The sequence below is a fragment of the Antrihabitans stalagmiti genome, assembly GCF_016482825.1.
Taxonomy (GTDB): domain Bacteria; phylum Actinomycetota; class Actinomycetes; order Mycobacteriales; family Mycobacteriaceae; genus Antrihabitans; species Antrihabitans stalagmiti.
Genome location: NZ_JAEMNV010000007.1, coordinates 95,516 through 113,365 on the forward strand (window position 1 = coordinate 95,516; position 17,850 = coordinate 113,365).

15 protein-coding genes are annotated in these 17,850 nt (G+C 62.8%); 7 read left to right on the forward strand and 8 right to left on the reverse strand.

What is annotated here, in order from left to right:
* The first annotated feature begins 139 nt into the window (after positions 1–139).
* From JGU71_RS20625 to JGU71_RS20645, 5 genes are all read left to right on the forward strand, one after another.
* Positions 140–2,206: an MMPL family transporter gene (locus JGU71_RS20625; protein ID WP_233529868.1), complete on the forward strand. Its 2,067-nt coding sequence runs from the start codon at positions 140–142 to the stop codon at positions 2,204–2,206.
* A 25-nt stretch (positions 2,207–2,231) separates the two neighbouring features.
* Positions 2,232–2,492, forward strand: coding sequence for a YgaP-like transmembrane domain (locus JGU71_RS20630; protein WP_199706181.1), 261 nt, complete (start codon positions 2,232–2,234; stop codon positions 2,490–2,492).
* Between the two features lie 36 nt (positions 2,493–2,528).
* Positions 2,529–2,954: a DUF302 domain-containing protein gene (locus JGU71_RS20635; protein WP_199706182.1), complete on the forward strand. Its 426-nt coding sequence runs from the start codon at positions 2,529–2,531 to the stop codon at positions 2,952–2,954.
* 34 nt (positions 2,955–2,988) lie between these two features.
* Positions 2,989–3,762 carry a sulfite exporter TauE/SafE family protein gene (locus JGU71_RS20640; RefSeq protein WP_199706183.1) on the forward strand — a complete coding sequence of 258 codons (774 nt, stop codon included), beginning with the start codon at positions 2,989–2,991 and terminating at the stop codon, positions 3,760–3,762.
* An 85-nt stretch (positions 3,763–3,847) separates the two neighbouring features.
* A complete protein-coding gene (locus tag JGU71_RS20645) occupies positions 3,848–4,117 on the forward strand; it encodes a metal-sensitive transcriptional regulator (RefSeq protein ID WP_199706184.1) in 270 nt (89 codons plus the stop codon).
* Between the two features lie 39 nt (positions 4,118–4,156).
* On the opposite strand, the gene JGU71_RS20650 is transcribed toward JGU71_RS20645, so the two are convergent.
* From JGU71_RS20650 to JGU71_RS20670, 5 genes are all read right to left on the reverse strand, one after another.
* Entirely contained in the window at positions 4,157–4,705 is a 549-nt protein-coding gene (locus tag JGU71_RS20650; RefSeq protein WP_199706185.1) for a flavodoxin family protein, read from the reverse strand.
* Positions 4,706–4,736: 31 nt separating this feature from the next.
* On the reverse strand, positions 4,737–5,777 hold the full coding sequence (locus JGU71_RS20655) for a potassium channel family protein (protein ID WP_199706186.1): 1,041 nt from the start codon (positions 5,775–5,777) through the stop codon (positions 4,737–4,739).
* The gene (locus JGU71_RS20660; RefSeq protein WP_199706187.1) at positions 5,777–6,655 is read right to left on the reverse strand and encodes an alpha/beta fold hydrolase; all 879 of its coding nucleotides are present in this window, start codon (positions 6,653–6,655) and stop codon (positions 5,777–5,779) included. The genes JGU71_RS20655 and JGU71_RS20660 overlap by 1 nt, the downstream gene beginning before the upstream one ends.
* A gap of 1 nt (position 6,656) precedes the next feature.
* Positions 6,657–8,948, reverse strand: a complete 2,292-nt coding sequence (ppsA, locus tag JGU71_RS20665; RefSeq protein ID WP_199706188.1) for a phosphoenolpyruvate synthase — start codon at positions 8,946–8,948, stop codon at positions 6,657–6,659.
* 184 nt (positions 8,949–9,132) lie between these two features.
* A complete protein-coding gene (locus JGU71_RS20670) occupies positions 9,133–9,978 on the reverse strand; it encodes a universal stress protein (RefSeq protein ID WP_199706189.1) in 846 nt (281 codons plus the stop codon).
* Between the two features lie 248 nt (positions 9,979–10,226).
* Between JGU71_RS20670 and JGU71_RS20675 the strand changes: the two genes are divergently transcribed.
* Positions 10,227–10,868, forward strand: coding sequence for a CBS domain-containing protein (locus JGU71_RS20675; protein WP_199706190.1), 642 nt, complete (start codon positions 10,227–10,229; stop codon positions 10,866–10,868).
* Positions 10,869–10,920: 52 nt separating this feature from the next.
* On the opposite strand, the gene JGU71_RS20680 is transcribed toward JGU71_RS20675, so the two are convergent.
* Complete coding sequence (locus tag JGU71_RS20680) at positions 10,921–12,357, reverse strand: wax ester/triacylglycerol synthase domain-containing protein (RefSeq protein WP_199706191.1); 1,437 nt, start codon at positions 12,355–12,357, stop codon at positions 10,921–10,923.
* A 20-nt stretch (positions 12,358–12,377) separates the two neighbouring features.
* Entirely contained in the window at positions 12,378–13,124 is a 747-nt protein-coding gene (locus JGU71_RS20685; RefSeq protein WP_199706192.1) for a universal stress protein, read from the reverse strand.
* A 498-nt stretch (positions 13,125–13,622) separates the two neighbouring features.
* Between JGU71_RS20685 and JGU71_RS20690 the strand changes: the two genes are divergently transcribed.
* The gene (locus JGU71_RS20690) at positions 13,623–14,222 is read left to right on the forward strand and encodes a DUF2267 domain-containing protein (RefSeq protein ID WP_199706193.1); all 600 of its coding nucleotides are present in this window, start codon (positions 13,623–13,625) and stop codon (positions 14,220–14,222) included.
* A gap of 63 nt (positions 14,223–14,285) precedes the next feature.
* On the opposite strand, the gene JGU71_RS20695 is transcribed toward JGU71_RS20690, so the two are convergent.
* Positions 14,286–17,813 carry a serine/threonine-protein kinase gene (locus JGU71_RS20695; protein ID WP_199706194.1) on the reverse strand — a complete coding sequence of 1,176 codons (3,528 nt, stop codon included), beginning with the start codon at positions 17,811–17,813 and terminating at the stop codon, positions 14,286–14,288.
* Positions 17,814–17,850 lie beyond the last annotated feature (37 nt).

Sequence of the window (17,850 nt, forward strand, 5' to 3'; positions counted from 1 at the left end):
GAACGATTCCCGGAACCAACCCACCCAAGGAGCGACCATGCGATCGCATGACAACGTCTCGGCACCGCGCAGCAAGCCCCCGAGTTCACCAGCGTCCACCTCGTCGACGGCAGGCGCACTCGGCCGATTGGGGTCTGCCATGGTCGACCGGCATCGGTGGGTGTTCGGCATCTGGCTGATCCTGCTGATCGTTCTAGGCGCAGCGGCTCCGTCGGTGTTTTCCTCGTTGGCAGGTGCCGGATGGCAGGCCAACGGCTCGGAGTCGGTTCAGGTTCGCGAGCTGGCACAGCAACACTTCGGCGGAAACTCCTCCGCGGCTGTTCAAGTCGTGGTCCATTCCGACGACGCCACGGTCGCGGACCCCAAGATGGCGCAAACATTTACAGACGTGGCAGCAGTCTTTGCCGACGACGCGCGATTCGGTGCAGTCGTGCCGCCGCAGCCAGGAATGACAATAAGCCCCGACGGCCACACCGGCATCGTCATCGCCGGAGCCAACGCGAGTACCGACGACATGGTCAAAGCGGTCGACGATCTGAAAAGCGAGTTGACCGCGCTGTCGAAAGATGGCGTGCAGGTCTATCCCACCGGCTCTTCGGCTTTGTGGTCCGACTTCAACAAGGCCAATCACGACGCCATGATCAAGGCCGAATTATTTTCGTGGCCAGTGACATTGGCTATCATGGTCCTCGCGTTCGGGTCTCTGGTCGCCGCAGGACTGCCACTGCTGCTCACCGTCGCCGGACTCGTCGCGTCAGCGGGCGGCCTCGTCCTACTCAACGGGGTGACGCCTATCTCGGTGTGGGCAATGAACTTCGCCATGATGTTCGCGCTCGCACTCGGCATCGACTACGCCCTCTTCATCGTCTCCCGCTTCCGTGACGCGCTACGGCGCGCAGATCCTCGAGCGGCCGTCGTCGAAACCATGAATACGGCAGGCAAAGCGGTGATCTTGTCCGGTCTGACAGTTCTGGTCAGCCTGTCCGCGGTCCTTTTGGTGCCCGCACCAGCTGTGCGGACCATGGCCGTCGGCATCATGCTCGCGGTCTTCTTCGTTCTACTCGCAACGATGACGTTGTTGCCGGCGGTCCTCGGCAAGCTCGGCTCGAAAGTCAACACCGGATCGCTTCCGCACGCCAAACGTCAAGTGCACCGCTCGCCACGGTTTGCGGCATGGGGTGAACTGCTCCACAAGCACCCATGGCCGTTCGCGGTCGTCTCCGCGGGCATCCTCATCGCACTCGCGCTGCCCGTGTTCGGGCTCAAGGTTGCCATGCCCTCGATCACGGTCGTTCCCGAGAACGCCCCTGTACGCCAAGGATACGAATTGGTGCAGGCACAGTTCGGCGAAGGCGCACCAGGCGCATTGCAAATCATCGTCGCGACCGAGGACGCGGCAACGACCGCCGAGGCAGCTGGCCGAGTCGACGGCATCGCAATGGTCACTCCACCCCAAGCTGCCGGTGACAGCTCCGGATATTCTCTGCTGCAGGCGATTCCGGGTGTCGACCCGTCCGACGAATCGATGGGCACCATTCTCGCCGACCTGCGATCACAACTGCCGGACAACGCATTGGTCGGTGGTGCGCCTGCCGAGAACCTCGATCTTCAGCAAGCATTGAACGACTATTTGCCGATCGTCATCGGCATCATCTTGATACTCGGCTTCTTGCTACTGCTAATCGCCCTCCAAGCACCCTTGATCGCACTACTCGGCACCGTCGTCAGCCTGCTGTCGACAGCAGCCGCGTTCGGCGTCGCCAAACTGATCTTCCAAGACGGGCACGGCGCGTCTTTACTGGGCTTCACCCCACAGGGGTTCCTCGACGGTTGGGGACCGGTGTTCTTCTTCGCGATGATCTTCGCGATCGCGATGGACTACACAGTGTTTCTGCTCGCGACCGCGAAAGAACACTACGAGCATTCCGACGACCCCAAGACTGCACAGGTCGACGGTATGGCGCATTCGGGTCGGATCATCCTTCTTGCCGCCGCAGTCATGGTCGCCGTGTTCTTCACGTTCGCGCTCGCCGATCCCCTGCCTCCGAAGGAAATGGGCATCATCCTCGGCGTCGCCGTCCTACTCGACGCGGTGCTGATCCGACTCGTCCTGTTACCCGTGTTGCTTCGACTGACCGGACACGGAGCTTGGTGGTCGCCCGCGTGGCTCACCAAGGCGCTTCCGTCGATCTCGTTCAGGCACTGACGTACCTACCCAGAAAGGCGATTTCATGACATCGAGGACAAACCGCGCTCCCCTGACAACCGGCTTCAGCGGCTGGCCGGTCGAGCGACTCGTCCCAGCTCTCGCGGCGCTAGTGGTCGGCATCGGTCTCCTGCTCGGCGAGATTCTCTCGCCGTATTGGCGCCTGCTCAGCGCATTTGCTGCAGCGAATCTCGCGCTGTACGCGGCCGTAGGGTGGTGCCCAGCGAGCCTTGTGATGCGGCGGCTGGGAGTACGCAGCCTGCGTCTTCTCGACGCCAACGAGTAGCCGATCACCCCGACCCACGAACAGGACGGAAGCCAGATGAACATCGCATTGGGCACACAGCTCGACGACACAGATTTCGAGACAGCGGTCGCCAAGACGAAGGCAGCGCTGTCGGAACAGGGTTTCGGTGTGCTCACCGAGATCGATATGCAGGCCACCTTGAAAGCGAAATTGGGCGAGGATATGGAGCGCTACATCATCCTCGGCGCCTGCAATCCGACACTTGCGCATCGCGCCGTCGGGGTGATGCCGCAAATAGGATTGCTGCTGCCGTGCAACGTCGTCGTGCGCGCGGACACCTCGACGCCCGACTCGACAACGGTCATCGTCGAAGCAATGAACCCGCAGATCATGGTCGAGGTGACCGGTGTACCCGAGCTGGCCGCGGTAGCAAACGACGCCACCGCCAGACTCCGCGCCGCGATCGACACTCTCGGTGGCCGGACAACCGAGAACATGTGACCGTCTTGCACCCGAGAACGGCGGCGCGGCGACCATGACACTCGCCCTCGCCTTCTCGGTCGGTATCGCCATCGGAGCACTACTCGGCCTCCTCGGTGGCGGCGGCTCGATTCTCGCGGTTCCCGCTCTCGTCTACGCGCTGAATTTGCCTCTGTCGGAAGCGATTCCAACCTCGTTGCTGGTGATCGGCATAGCGTCGGCAACCGGCGCGCTACCGAAGATTCGAGCCCACGCCGTCGAATGGCGCATGGCCGGGATCTTCGCCGTGACAGGCATCGCGGGAACGATCCTCGGCTCCACGATCGGCAGACACGTCCCCGACAATGCCGTCCTCCTCGGTTTCGCCGTTGTGATGATCGCTGCGGGGATCCGCATGCTCCGCGGCGGTGACGATGTTGGAACCGCCTGCAGCACCGACGGTTCCGGCATCAACTGGCTCCGCTGCGCGCCGCGGTCGATTCCTACCGGATTCGGGGTCGGAATTCTCACCGGATTGTTCGGTGTAGGTGGCGGCTTCCTCATCGTCCCGGCGTTGGTACTACTGCTCGGAATCGAAATTAGCGTGGCGATCGGAACGTCGTTGGTGGTAATCGTCGCCAACTCGGCGGCAGGGCTCGGCGCGCAGCTCGACGGCCTCGGCTCCAACTGGTCGTTGACCGTAGCCTTCGCAGGGGCTGCGATCGGAGGCTCCCTGCTCGCGGGCAGGTACAGCTCGCGCGTCGACGGCGCGACTCTTCAGCGCTGGTTCGCCTACCTGGTTTTCGCCGTTGCCGCGTTCGTCGCCGTAGACACGATCTTTCTCGGCTAGCGCCGACGCTGCGATGAGACACATAGCACAATGCCCCCCCGGGGTACCATCGCGGGTACCTGTGATCACTATTCGAGGAGACACCATGGTCGGCGACGACGACAGCATCGCATTGGTACTGAACCGGCTACGACGCGCCCACGGACAACTGGCTGGCGTCATCGGCATGATCGAGAACGGTCGGGACTGCAAAGACGTCGTCACCCAGCTCGCAGCCGTATCGAAAGCTCTCGACAGAGCTGGATTCAAGATCGTCGCAACCGGACTTCGGGAGTGCATGACAGGCGACACAGCGGACAACAAGCAACCCATGACCGAGGCCGAACTCGAGAAGCTGTTTCTCGCCCTGGCCTGACGCGTATGCGCACCGGCTCCCCCGCCGATTTCAGGAGTCCTAAGACCGATCCATGTCCATCGCGACGCGCTTCGCTGCAATCTCTGCACCCCAGATCTTGGCGCGAGAGACTTCGCCGGACTGCAGCGGACCGAGAACATCCTCGACGAAGAAATTGGCTGGCTTGACGAGAGTGTCGAACCTTTTCCGGCGCAACAGCTTTGCAGCGCCACGCGCTGCCGACCCCGGGAGCAATCGGGCCTTGTCGGCATGTGTGCCGAACGCGGCCGCATAAACCCTGTTCTGGCTTCGCGAGGTGGACGTCAGCCAGTCCCGCACGCTCTTGTACTTCGTGACCGTCTCACCCTGTGTTCGGGTGGCGGCGTCGGATCGAGTCTGTCGTCGGCTCAATCCGAACGCATGGGTCGGCGCTCCAACGACAAGGAGATCGATGTCGGAGGGGATGGCGGGTGGCGCTTCGTCGACGTTGAGAACGTCGACGTCGTAGGCACTCTGCAGGCCATCCGCCACCGCCAGCGCGATCTGCTCCGTATTTCCGAACATGGACTCGAATACAACAAGTGCTCGCATCTTCTTTACCTCCGTCACGCTCGAGCATGCCATCGCCGGCATTCCGCCATCAGTGCCGAAGTGCCTCTGCTCCAATGCCTTTCGTCGCATCTCGGCCTTCGACGGGCTCTGACATGAGTTGCCTGACCGCAGCCAACTGGACGGCATTTCCCAGAACGATCAGCACGGTTTGCGGTTCGAGGAGGGTATCCGCGGACAGATCGGTGACGAATCGACCGCCTACCGATCGCACCGCGAGCAGCTTGGCGCCCGCCGAGGATTGAATATCTAGCTGCGCCAGAGTCTTTCGTGCTGCTGGTGCAGTTTCCCCAAGCTCGAACTGTTCGATTCTGTAGTCGAGCGTTTCGTCGTGCATCACAACGTCGAGAAACTCGGCAACATGCGGCGAGAGCGCAAAACCTCCCATTCGACGTCCACCGTTCAATTGCGGGTTGACGGCCCGATCGGCCCCAGCTCGAAGCAGTTTCGCTTTCGCGGCCTCCGCGCGAGCGCGTGCGACGATCACCAGATCCGACCGCAGAGCCCTACTCGACAGCGTCACGTAGACATTGTCCGCATCATCGTCCAAAGCCGCGATCAGAGCTTGCGCCCGTTCGATACCGGCCGCGAGGAGTACTTCGTCGTCGGTAACATCGCCTACCACGGAGGGGTAGGGCGCCATTCGCACTCGCTCCGGGTCACGGTCGACGACAACGAGTTGCCGGCCCTCGGACGCAACATAGTCCGCTGCAGCACGCCCTGAACGGCCGTAGCCGCACACGATCACGTGTCCGTTCGTCCGGCCGATTTCGCGCTCCATTTTGCGCCTTTCCAGGTGCTGTTGCAGGTGCCCTTCGAGCAACGTTTCGAGAACCAAACCGAAGGCGTACAAAGCCGTTCCGAACCCGCACAGAATCAGAACGATCGTAAAGATCTGCCCGGACGAGTCGAGTGGGTGGACTTCGCGGAAGCCGACAGTGGTGATCGTCGTAACGGTCTGGTACAGCGCGTCGAGCAATCCGAAGCCGAGGATGACGTAACCTGCCGTTCCGATCACGACCACGACCAGAAATGCAGCAATCGCGCGCGCCGCCCGGCGAATCGAACTCACTATCCGACCTTGCCGACCGGCCCGCTACCGAACGTCGGTCCGGACAGGTCCGGAGCCTCGAATCCGACTACGTTGGTGATGATTTCGCCGAACTGACGCGGATCCGACAGTAACCAGGTGTGGTTGCCCTCGACGGTTATGCAATGCGGATCACCGAGAGCGGACCGAAGAGATTGCGTCGCGGCAGCCGGAATCACGTTGTCCCGCTTACTCCAGATGATCACAACCGGCAGTCGGCGGGCCTTCAACTCCTCGAGTTCGTTCGTAAGATCCACGCCTCGAACGATCGTGCCTGCACGCCAGACGGCACGTGGGTTCCGAATCAGATTGGGCACCGCGTCACGCAAGATCACCGGCAGCACCCGTGAGACCTGGCGATTCGGCAGCACATCCGCCGGTAGGTGCAGTCCCCAGTCCCAGATCGGCCGCTGGCGCATCGCTTTGACGACGCCACCGCCGGTGGCCCATGCCGAGCCACCGATCGAATTGACGAGGACCAAACGCGCCACCAGCGAAGGAAAGTCGTGCGCGGTCCGAAGAGCTACGCCACCACCGAACGAATGACCGACCATCGTCACCGGTTCCTCGATGCCCACGGCACGGATGAAATCCGACACCCAACGCGCGTAGCCTGCCAAGGTGAACTCGGCATCCGAGAGTTCGCGTGTGCCGCCGAACCCCGGCATCGCCGGCGCGTAGACGCGCACCCCGTTTGCAGCGAGATGATCCAGCGAGCGGCGGTAGGTCGAGTGTGCCAAACCCCAGCCGTGCAGAAATACGACCGTCGGGCCGTGTCCACCGACGAGGTATCTCGTTCGGTGACCGCCGACGACGACATCGCGCCATCGCGGCAGAACGGTGGTGTCAACCTCTGTCATTTTATGCTCCGTCTACTCGGCCCATAGCTCGACGAGCCGCCTCCAACAACACGCGTCGTTCGGCCGCAGCGACCGCTCTGCGCGCAGCCGGCACCGCATCCGGGTTCACCGAAATCGATGTGATCCCGAGCCTCACAAGGAATTCCGCGAACTCCGGGTGTGTCGACGGTGCCTGCCCACACAGTGAAGAGGTAATTCCTCCACGCTGCGCGATGTGGACGATCTGCGAAATTGCGTCCAGCACGGCGGGGTCGAATTCATCGAAGAGTTCCGAACAGATCTCCGAGTCGCGGTCGACTCCCAGCACGAGTTGGGTGAGGTCGTTGCTGCCGATCGAGACACCGTCGATTCCCATGCCGATGTACTCCGGCAGCCAGTGCACAACCGAGGGAACTTCAGCCATGATCCATCGATGCAGACCACGTTGGCGCCCCAGCGGACTGGCATCCACCAACTTCAGGCATTCCTCGAGTTCCCAGCGCGTACGCACGAACGGAATCATCAGTGCGACGTTGGGATGTTGCTCTCGCACTCGGGCCAGAGCCTCGAGTTCCAGAGCGAACAGCTCTGGTTCGCGGACATAGCGGTAGCAACCCCGATATCCGATCATCGGGTTGTTTTCGATCGGCTCGAAGTCGGCTCCGCCGACAAGTCCCCGAAACTCGTTGCTACGAAAGTCCTTTGCGCGGTATATAACCGGCCTGGAACCGAATGCCCGTGCGATCCGCGACACCGAGGTCGCCATCGCGTCGACGAACATCCCCTGTTGGCCTTTCGCGATCAAGTCTTTCGGATGCCTTCCGCCTAGCGCCTCCGTTAGCAGGAACTCAGCCCGAAGTAGACCGACACCATCGACCGCGCTCGAGGCCGCTGCTTCCGCGGCTTCCGGCATCGCGACATTGACGTAGATGCGAGTACCAGTCGTCTCGACGGCTGCGATACCGGCGGGTTCAGGCTCGGACAGAACGGCTGTCCGGGGCTGTTGCATTCCTGCGCGCACCTCGCCTTCGGCACCGTCTACGGTGACCATGGTGCCGTCGGTGAGTTCGGTAGTGGCGGTACGGGCGCCCACGACGCAGGGGACGCCTAGTTCACGCGCCACGATCGAGGCGTGACAGGTCATTCCACCGTTGTCGGTCACCAAAGCGGCGGCGCGCCTGATGGTCGGCAACCAATCCGGATTGGTCATCGACGCCACCAGGACCTCCCCGTCCCGAAGCAGGTGACCGTCGGCTGGTTTCGCCAGCACTCGGACCCGTCCGCTTGCGATACCCGGCGCAGCAGGCAGCCCTTTGACCAACACCGCGCCATGAGCCACGGCGTTCGACGCGGGCTCGATCGGACCGAGCGTGGTGATAGGACGCGCTTGGACGAGCCACGTTCGGCCGCCCGCGATGGCCCACTCGATGTCTTGGGGACACCCGTAGTGCCTCTCTGCGGTCATCGCCAACTGCGCAATCGCTTCGGCTTCGGTGTCGGTAAGCACGCGTGCCCGTGCCTGCACGTCGTCGAAACGGACCTGCAGATCATTGCCGTCCGGCCCCCTGACGATCTCAAAGTCTTGGCGGCCGACGCGCGCGGAGCGCAGTCGAGGCCCATCCTTTGCAACGACGTAGGTATCCGGCTCGACCGAGCCGGAAACCACAACTTCGCCTTGGCCGAAGGCCGCCTCGACGACAACGACATCACGGGCATGGGTACTCGGGTCCGCGGTGAATGCGACCCCTGAACGTTCCGACGAAACCATTGCCTGGACAACCACGGCCATGGCCGGAACGCCTGTGAATCCACGACTGGCGCGATAGGTGACCACCCGTGGACTGAACAGCGACGCCCAGCACTTCTGTACCGACTCGATCAGCTCCTCGGGCCCGCTCACATTGGTGAAGGTCGCATTCATGCCCGCGAACGACGCGTCAGCTCCGTCTTCGCCGGTGGCGGAAGATCGCACCGCCACAACGACATCGGTGCCCAACCTCGCATACTCCGCGAGAACGGCAGCACGAACACCGCTGCTCACGCCAGCCTTGTTCACAAGGCCGCGCAACCGTCGGCATTGCTCACCGAGCCGGTCGTCGTTGCCGACCGCTGCGATCGCGTCGCGGTGACCCGCCGCCAACTCGTCGGCAACGCCACCCAGCGCCATCGATTCGCCATAGCCGCCACGAAGGATTACGAAGCCCGGTGGCACCGGAAGACCGGCACCGACCATCTCGCCCAGGTTGGCACCCTTGCCGCCTGCTTCGACAGCGTCGGACAGTCGCAGATCCGCAACATTTCGCACGTTTTCCATTACCTCAACCTGCCTCGTCGAAGAGTCCCCAGCCAGGGCCGATCGAAGGCCGTCGACGAGCAACAGGTCGCTGCGAGAGGGGACTTCGTGCTCTCTCGCGCACCCTTGGTCTGCACAACAACTTTCGATCCACCGAGGTGACCGGGAACAAGAACTTCAGTCCGGGTCGTAGACGCAATTCGTCTCATCGCGGAACCACGAGCACAGGGCACTTCGCGTGGTAGAGCATCGCGTGTGCGCTGGACCCGAGATGGGCCGGCTTGTCGGACCCACCTCGGCGAGCCACGACTATCAACCGCGACGATCGACTGAGTTGCTCGAGATAGCTCCCCGAATAGCCGGTCACTGCAATCTCACGCGCATCGACACCCGGGTACGCAGCACGCCACTTTTCGACGGCCGGATCGGTCCACATGGGTTTCCCGACCTGCGTCGTGCTCGGAGGCACAGCCCACGGGCGCGGCTGATGCAGGTGCACGACAAGGAGTTCCGCACAACGCAATGCCGCCTCGCGAAAAGCAGCGTGAACCGCGGCATCCTCCAACTGGCCCGATTCCACGGGCACCACCACCGGACCGGTGGAATGCGGACCTGTACAGCTGTTCTCGCCGCGAACGATGGCCACCGGACAATGCGCCCCGCGTGCGAGGGACCCCGCGGTGGAGCCGAGCAAGATCTCGGCGACATGGCCGATGCCCGACGAACCGACAGCCACCAACTCAGCAGTCGCACTGAGATCGATGAAAGTTCTCGCCAGATTGCCGCGGTGGAGCTTCGTGTCGATCTTCACGGAGTCGTTCGCCGCGCTCACTGCATCGCGCGCAGATTCGAGAACATCCATGCCGTAGTCGAATTCGGAATCGAACTCACCCGGCCTGGCACTCGCAGGCGCGTCCGCCATCACGTACGCAAGTTGCAACGGCGCGTCGTGCGAGACAGCTTCCTTTGCTGCCCACAGCGCGGCGTAGATTGCAGCACTCGAACCGTCGATGCCGACGACGACAGGCTTTGGGTACTGAGAAGGCTCCATGGTGTGACTCCGAGGGTTCTGCGGCTGTGTTCAACCTGTTGCGGGAGTGGGTATTTCGAAGCTACGAGACCACGCGAAACCCAAGCAGATGCGTAGGTAACAAAACTCTGTGACCGAAGCCCTGAGTGGGGTGTGAGCGCGAAAGTGTCGACCAAAGACCCGGGCCGTGCGGCACTGTGACTCCTCCCGCCCGGTCGATGCCGGCCTACTTTGATGACGCACCGGCGGACGTCCCACAGGAGTTGCGAATGAGGTACAAGACAGTCGCCGACCTGATGACCACCGAGGTCGTGAACGTCCGCGAGTACACGTCGTTCAAGGACGTGGTGTTCGCTTTGCGCAACGGCGAAGTCAGCGGAGTTCCTGTCGTCGACGGTGGCGGGCACGTCGTCGGCGTCGTCTCGGAGTCCGATCTCCTGCCGAAGGAAGCAGTGCGGGGGCCGTATCCGATCGAGGGCACTTTCTGGCAGCGCACCCGACTACGTAGGAAAGCGGCGGCGCAAACCGCCCGCGACGCCATGAGCGCACCGCCGATCACTATCGGTCCAGCGGCTCCGGTAGCAAGAGCAGCTGCCCTCCTTGCCACGCGTGGGATCAAACGGTTGCCAGTGGTCGACGCCGATCACAAGTTGATCGGCATCATCAGCAGAAAGGACATCGTCGGCGTCTTCGCGCGCACCGATGCCGAGATCTTGCGTGACGTGCAAGAGAAGGTCCTCGCACACTGCGGTTCGCGCGCACCGTCCGACATCGCAGCAACAGTCAAGGACGGCGTTGTCACGCTGACCGGGCAGGTGGAGCGCGTCGCGCTTATCAGCGTCCTGACGACTGTGACCGTTGCTGTTCCAGGAGTTGTCGGCGTTGTGAACAGGCTCACCGCTGCGACGTAGCGGGCCATCTCGTTGGCTTCGAAACGAACGAAGGTGGCCGTGTGCAACTTGTTCACCGGCGATTCGCTGTTTCCGGGCGGCCCGGACCCACGACGCCTCTCGATCCCCACGATGGCGTCAAATCTGTCTTTGCGAACGACGCCTCGGTGCCAACGGCGAGGACCGAATGGAATCCGGCCATCAGGCATTCGATCATGACCGAGAGGTCCGGCACCGACGCCGTGTCTGCGTTGATTCCCACGCAACATGTGCCGTTGTGGGACATAAGGGTCACGTTGAGAGCTGTCCCGAGCGTTGGCCCGAAGGCGTAGTACCGCTCGATCTCTGCGCCGGCGACATACATCGGGACCGGTGAACCCGGAACGTTGGAGGCGATGAAGTCGACGTGCTTGAACACCGACGCCAGGTAACTGGTCGGAAGCAGGTTCACCGCACCAGCAATGGCATTGGACAGCGGAACCGCAGGATCGTGGCGCAGCGTGTCGATGAGCTTGCTGATTCGATGCATCAGTTCGGCGGGGTCCGACACGTTTGCTGGTAACGCTAGCCTGACGAGCGTGATGCGATTGCCGCCGATCCTGTCGGCTTCGGTGCGCAAATTGACCGGCACTGTCACGCGCAACTGGTCGACCTCGACGTGGTGCAGATCGTGATACTTCGACAACCCAAGAAGTAGAGCGGCAAGGAATGCATCGTTGATCGAGCTGCCGGCACGCCTCGACGCCTGATGAAATTCCGCGACCGGAACGTCGATCACCGCGAACCGACGCTGGAGACTGCGTTGGGTCATGACGGGCGAGAACGTGTTCGGGATCGGCCGCGCGAAACGGACTACCGCAATTGCTGTGCTCGCCGCAGCTTGCACCGTCCGGAAAGGGTTGAGGAGCGCCCGGCGCACGGTGGGAACGATCGCGGTAACGCCCTTTCGCGCCAATTCCGCACCGGTCTCCAAGTCCCATTGCACAGTATCGGCGAGCGCATTCATCGAGGTCGCCCGTGGAGAATCCGGGAGCGGCCCGCGATCGGTTCCCTCGCGGGCGAAATCGACGATCTCGGCCGCGATCCGAATGCCGCCGATGCCGTCGGTGAGGGAATGGTGCACCTTGAGGACCAGCGCAGCCTTGCCGTAGGCGAGACAGTCCAGAAGTGTGAACTGCCACAACGGACGATCACCGTCGAATGCCTCCATCCCGCATCGGCGCGCCACCTCCAGAACGGCATCGAGGTCGGCCGGCTCGGGCAGCGCGAGGTGCCTCAGGTGCCAGGAGAGATCGAAATCCGGATCCACCACCCAATGCGGTGGCGCCCATCCGAACCGGGCCGGCACCAGCTTGTGCCGGAAGTTCGGAACAACCCGGGTCGCTCTGTCCATCATGGTGACGAAACGATCCCAGTCCGGTGTCTTGTCCAGTACGACGATGGCCACGATCGTGGAGCGCAGGACCGGATCTTGCTCCATATTCCAGGAGAAGAAATCCGACTGGGTCATATGTGATTCGCGCGCGGACATCATGTTCGATTGTCCGGGACGACAAGCACAGGGCACTTCGCTTGACGCACCATCGCATGAGAGATCAGGTCCAGGTGCGCCGGTCTTTCTCCGCCACCGAGCGTGCGGCCCACGACGAGAAGTTGAGCTGTGTCGCTCGATTGGAGGAGGTAGGCAACAACAAAGCCTTCGACCAGTACCGAATGCGCACGAACCTTCGGATGTTTCCGTCGTAGCGCTGCGAGCATCGAATCAGCTCCTTCGTCGATCGCAGTAATTGTGGTCGGACTGGGCAATCCGAACAGCCGCGCTGCTCCTGTTCGGACGACCGACAGGTCGACGTCTCGCAAGGCGGCCTCGTCGAACGCGGCCGCAAGTACACCGTCGACACGACCCGCAGGAGGTATCGCCACCACAACCGGGCCCCAGTCGTCGGCGTCCGACCGCATCGATCCGCGAACAATCGCTACCGGACAGATCGAGCCGGAGGCAACCGTCGTGGCTGTCGACCCAAGCAGCATCTCGGCGACAGCCCCGATCCCGACCGAGCCGACGACGATCATCGAAGCGCTCGTCGACAGTTCGATCAAAATCGAACTAGATCGTCCGCGAACGATTTCCGTGTCGACCCGCACCGAGCTATTGCGCTCGCGGACGGCGTGGCGGGCTGCCTCGAGCGCCGCACGATTACGCTCGGAAGCGGCGTGTTCGGCGACGTGGACGAGATGCAGCGACGAACCCGTCGCCGCAGCCTCCCCTGCGCCCATACAACACTGCGAAGTGCTGCCCGCGATCCGTCGATCCCAACAACGATCGGTTTTGTCCGCAACGGCGACAGGTTTCGTCCAATCGCGTCGAAGATGTTCATCGCTATCCGGAACGTCCGCGCGGACTCTGTACTCGAACGTGCCCCAGCGGGGTCTCGGCGGCGAACGAAGAACACTGCATCTTGCGTGCTTGCATCGACGGGTGCCGAAGCATTGCGTCTCGTCGCTGTTGCACGTAGGCGACGTGCCTTTCGTGCCGTCGCGTGCGGATCGCCTTCAGCGCGATAACGACGGCTACCGACGCCACAAGAAGCGCACCGACAACGAGAAGTACCATGCCCCAACTATTCTTCCAACACATCGATCAGGGCCAGGGCCGAAGTGAATACGAAAATTCGGCGACCGACCCGTCCGGCTGGGACCTTGTGCCCTTGGCTGACTCCCGTCTGGAAACGAGGCTGGACACACCTGGAAATCGAACAACAGACGGAGCATTCCGTGGCACAACAGAACGAACCATTTGCCGCTTCTGTCGCTACGGCGAACCGTTGGCTCGACGCCGTCGCCGATGCACTCGAAACGGACGACCGAACCGCTGCCTACCGATGCCTGCGCGCGTGGTTCCACACGGTACGAGACCGTATTTCGATTGTCGGCGCAGCACACCTCAGCGCCCAGATGCCAGAATTGTTGCGCGGCATGTTCTTCGAAGGGTGGGTTCCCAGCCACGTTCCGGTTCGGCACAGCCGCGAGGCCTTCGTGGCACAGTTCGCGCGCACAGCCGGCATCCCCCGCGGCGAAGTTCAGGTGGTCGCCGGATTCGTGACCGATGCTTTGGATGCGCTGTTCTCACCCGGGCAACTGGATCGGGTCTTCGCAGTTCTACCGACGTCGTTGGTCGAAACGATTTGGGGGACAGAACATGTCGACGAATTCGATGACGACGATATCGAGACCGTTGCGGACGCCGCCCCGCCTCACCCAAGCACGGATCGATTGAGCGCGGTCGAAACCCGCCTCCAAGCGCTCGGCCACGCTTTCGACGTGCTCACCCATCGGCTGGACCTGATCGAACCGGAGCGCTCGGACAAACAATAACCACGCACCCGAAGACTTCTCGACCGACATCCGCTGTCCGTCGGTGTGGCCTCGCTCGGCTGATCAGCCAACGAGCTCCGCGAAGAAGGTGTCCGGGATCGTCGGCCAGTCAGCCCGCCAGCGTCCGTTCTCCTGGTCTGCACGCAACTCCAAAAGTAGTTCGACAGCATGGGTTCCTGCGTCGAGGACCACCCTGTCGAGGCCGAGATCGGAACAACGCGCCACAGCCGGCACCATTGCTTCTTTGCCCTCGGCACCCCTGTCCGCTGCATGCAGGCAACACGCGAGTAGCAACTGGCACCGAACGAGACTCAACGCGCAGCCACGCTCGTCGGCGCGCACCGACAGAGCTTGTGCGCGAGCGATGAAGGCGGACGGAAGGTCGTGCCTCGAGCTGTCGAGCGCGGCTCGCACGGCAGCCTCCTCGACAACGTCGGCGAAAACTGCTGCAAAGCCGTCCACAGTTGCGCTTGCGACATCGACCCTCCGATCCGATGCACCATATCCCCAACGCGATCGCTCGGCCTCTACATGCGCGGCGAGACGGGGTACAGCGAGACGTGCGGCTGCAGCCGCACCCTCCTCGAGGCGAACGACAGCGCCCCCTCGGTCACCCCGTAACGCCATGATTCGCGCTCCCGTCACGAAAATCGGAATCAAGAAGTCGACTCCTCCGATCTCGGCACCTGATTCGTAGGCGTCACCGAGTAGGCGTTCGGCAGTCTCGAGGTCGCCCTGGTCGTAGTAGAGCTGGCCGAGCAGCGCCGACGCGATTCGCGCGCCGTGCGACTGCCGACCGTTCACGTGCTCGGCGAACTCGAGCGCTCGACCGAACTGTGCTGCGGCCGAATAGATGTCGAGTTGTTCACGAGCAACAATGCCTGCGTAACAGTTTCCGTACACGCGGCCGAGAGGATCGCGGGACCGGTCGTGAAAGTCGGATGCCCAATCCTGGATCCGGCGCACCCGGTCGAAGTCGAAACGCGTCCAAGCTACGAAAGACGCGACGTTCGCGGCAGACGATGCGACCCAAGCGGGGACGGTCTCAGGACGAGCAAGCGCCGCCGCAACGAGATCCTCGACTCCGGAGGTGATGTCGACTGTCGTCGAATCGAGGGCTCGGAGCACATCCGCCTCGAGACGTCGCAGTTCGTGGCCAGGTTCTTCGGAGGATCCGCTCGCAAGTGCGCTGTCGATTCGCTCCAGCATCGGGCGTGCCGTCGGACGGCGATGGGATACATCCGCGCGCGTGATCGCGAGAAGCAACTCCGGGCTCGACTCGACAAGCGCAGGCGGCAATTTCGCGACCAACGCGTGCAGCGTTGCCAACTGGGCATCGTCGACCATGTCCATCGCTCGCGATTCGACAAGGTCGATCGCTGCATTCACATCATCTGCGGCGAGCGAAAGGTCAACTGCCTCACGAACCCTGCCGTTCGCAGCGAACCACCGCGATGCTCGAACACGCAGTAGACGGGCACGCGTGTGGTCCTTGCCGAGCCGTTCACGTAAGAATTCCGCGATCAGTGGATCGAAGCGAAACCAACCGGGATCGTCCGGATCACCGTGCAGAAAGAGCCCGCGCCGTTCCGCATCTGCGAGCAGGGTCTCCGAGTCCGGATCGAGCGTCATCGCTGCAGCCAGGTCACCACAGATCCGCTCTGCAATGCATGCCGCCATCAGCAAGTCGATCATTCTGTGCTGCAACGTGTGCAGGACGTTCGCACCGAGGTACCGGGTTACTGCGAGTTGATCTCCCTCTAGCCGCGCAATCGCTTTGGCAGCCCGACTTGCAGACCGCGACGTCGATCGTGGTGTCGCAGCGACGGCTGTCTCGCCTCCCCCACCCAGCGCAAGCGCGACGAGATTCACGGCCGCAGGCCATCCCGACGTCGCTTCGCACAACTGCGCGACATCCGTCTCGGCGAGCTCGATACCGTGCAACTCGCGAAAGAACGCGGCGACCTCCCTGAGGTCGAAACGCAGTGCCTCGGAATCGATCTCGATCAGGTCGTTGCCGAGCGCCAACCGCGCAAACGGCAGCGCCGTCCTACTCGCAAAGAGCAGACGCACGTGACGGCAGCCACGCTGCAGTACCTGGGCCACGGCGCCGAGTGTCGCTTCGTCGGTGATCTTGTTCCAGTCGTCGATAAGCAGAGCCAAAGGCACTCCAGTGGCGTGAATCTCGTCGACCAACTGTCCGAACGCCGACGTGGCACCGTCGCCTTCTCGCGCCTCGAGGTGGTCGACCAACCCGACTCCGAGATCGGGCTGCACCCGGCGGATGGCATCGACGACGCGCGTGAAGAACCAGACGACATCGTTGTCGTGATGATCGACCGTCAGCTCGACGACGAGGCTCCCAGCATCGAGCAACGCCCTCCGCCACTGAGCAAGAAGCGTCGATTTTCCGAACCCTGCCGGGGCATGGACGAAAGTGATCCGACTGCCGCCCGCTGTGCGTAGGGCATCGATAAGACGCGGACGTTCGAGCCATTGCGGCGCGGGCGAATCGGCTCGCGCTGCAACGACATCAGCTTCGGCGCTGTCCGGTTCGGCGGCGATAATCGCGCGGTTGCGAACCACGGTCGACGAGCGGGGCACAGTTGTGGGTACGCGCCCGGCGGTCGCAGGCAACTTCATTTCGTCACGAAGCAGGCCGTGCCGGTCCTCGATCGTTTGCAGCGAACGGCCGAATTCTTCGGCCGACACCGGCCGGTAGTCTGGATCCGTGGCCATGGCAGCCTCGACAGCACCCGCAACATCCGGGGGGATGTCGAGTGCGCGTAGATCGGGAATCGGCGCCGACGCTATCCGGAGGAACTGGGCCACAACCTTTTCTCCACTACGACGCTCGTACGCGGCGTGCCCGGTGAGGAGACAGAACAGCGTCGCACCGAGGCCATAGACGTCCGACTGCGCCGAAGGAAGCTGGCCGCGCAGGATCTCCGGAGCGGTGAAAGCCGGCGAACCGACAATCACGTTGGTCGATGTCTCGAATCCGCCCGAGACTCTCGCAATGCCGAAGTCGGTGAGCTGTGGCTCGTCGAATGCATTCAGCAAGATGTTGGCGGGCTTCACATCTCGATGAAGTATCCCCGCCCGATGCGCCCACTCCATCGCACCCGAGACCTTGACGCCGATGCGCACCGCCTCCGTCCACGGCAGCGGGCCCTCGTCCCGAACGAGCGAATCGAGGCAGCCGCGAGCGTGGTAGGGCATGACGATGTAGGGCCGCCCGGTCGAGGTGATGTCGACGTACAAGATGTCGACGATGTTGGGATGGCCGGAGAGTCGGCCCATCGCGTGCTCTTCGCGCAGGAAACGCTCTCGGTTTGCATCGTCGAGGTCCGCGGTGAGCACCTTGACTGCCACCGTTCGATCGAGGGCTCGCTGGACGCAGCGATAGACGATGCCGAAGCCACCCCGGCCGATTTCCTCCGCGTTCGCGAGATCCGCAGCATCGAGTTCGGCGGAGATGTCGGCAAAGATGTCGGGGCCGCCACCGTGTCCGACGCCGCGCTGGGTCGCGACAGACTCAGGTCCGGTTACTACCGAGCCCGGTTTCGGATCCCTGCCCCGCGCGCTCATGCCAAACCTCTCAGGAGAAAGTCAGCATAACTCCGCC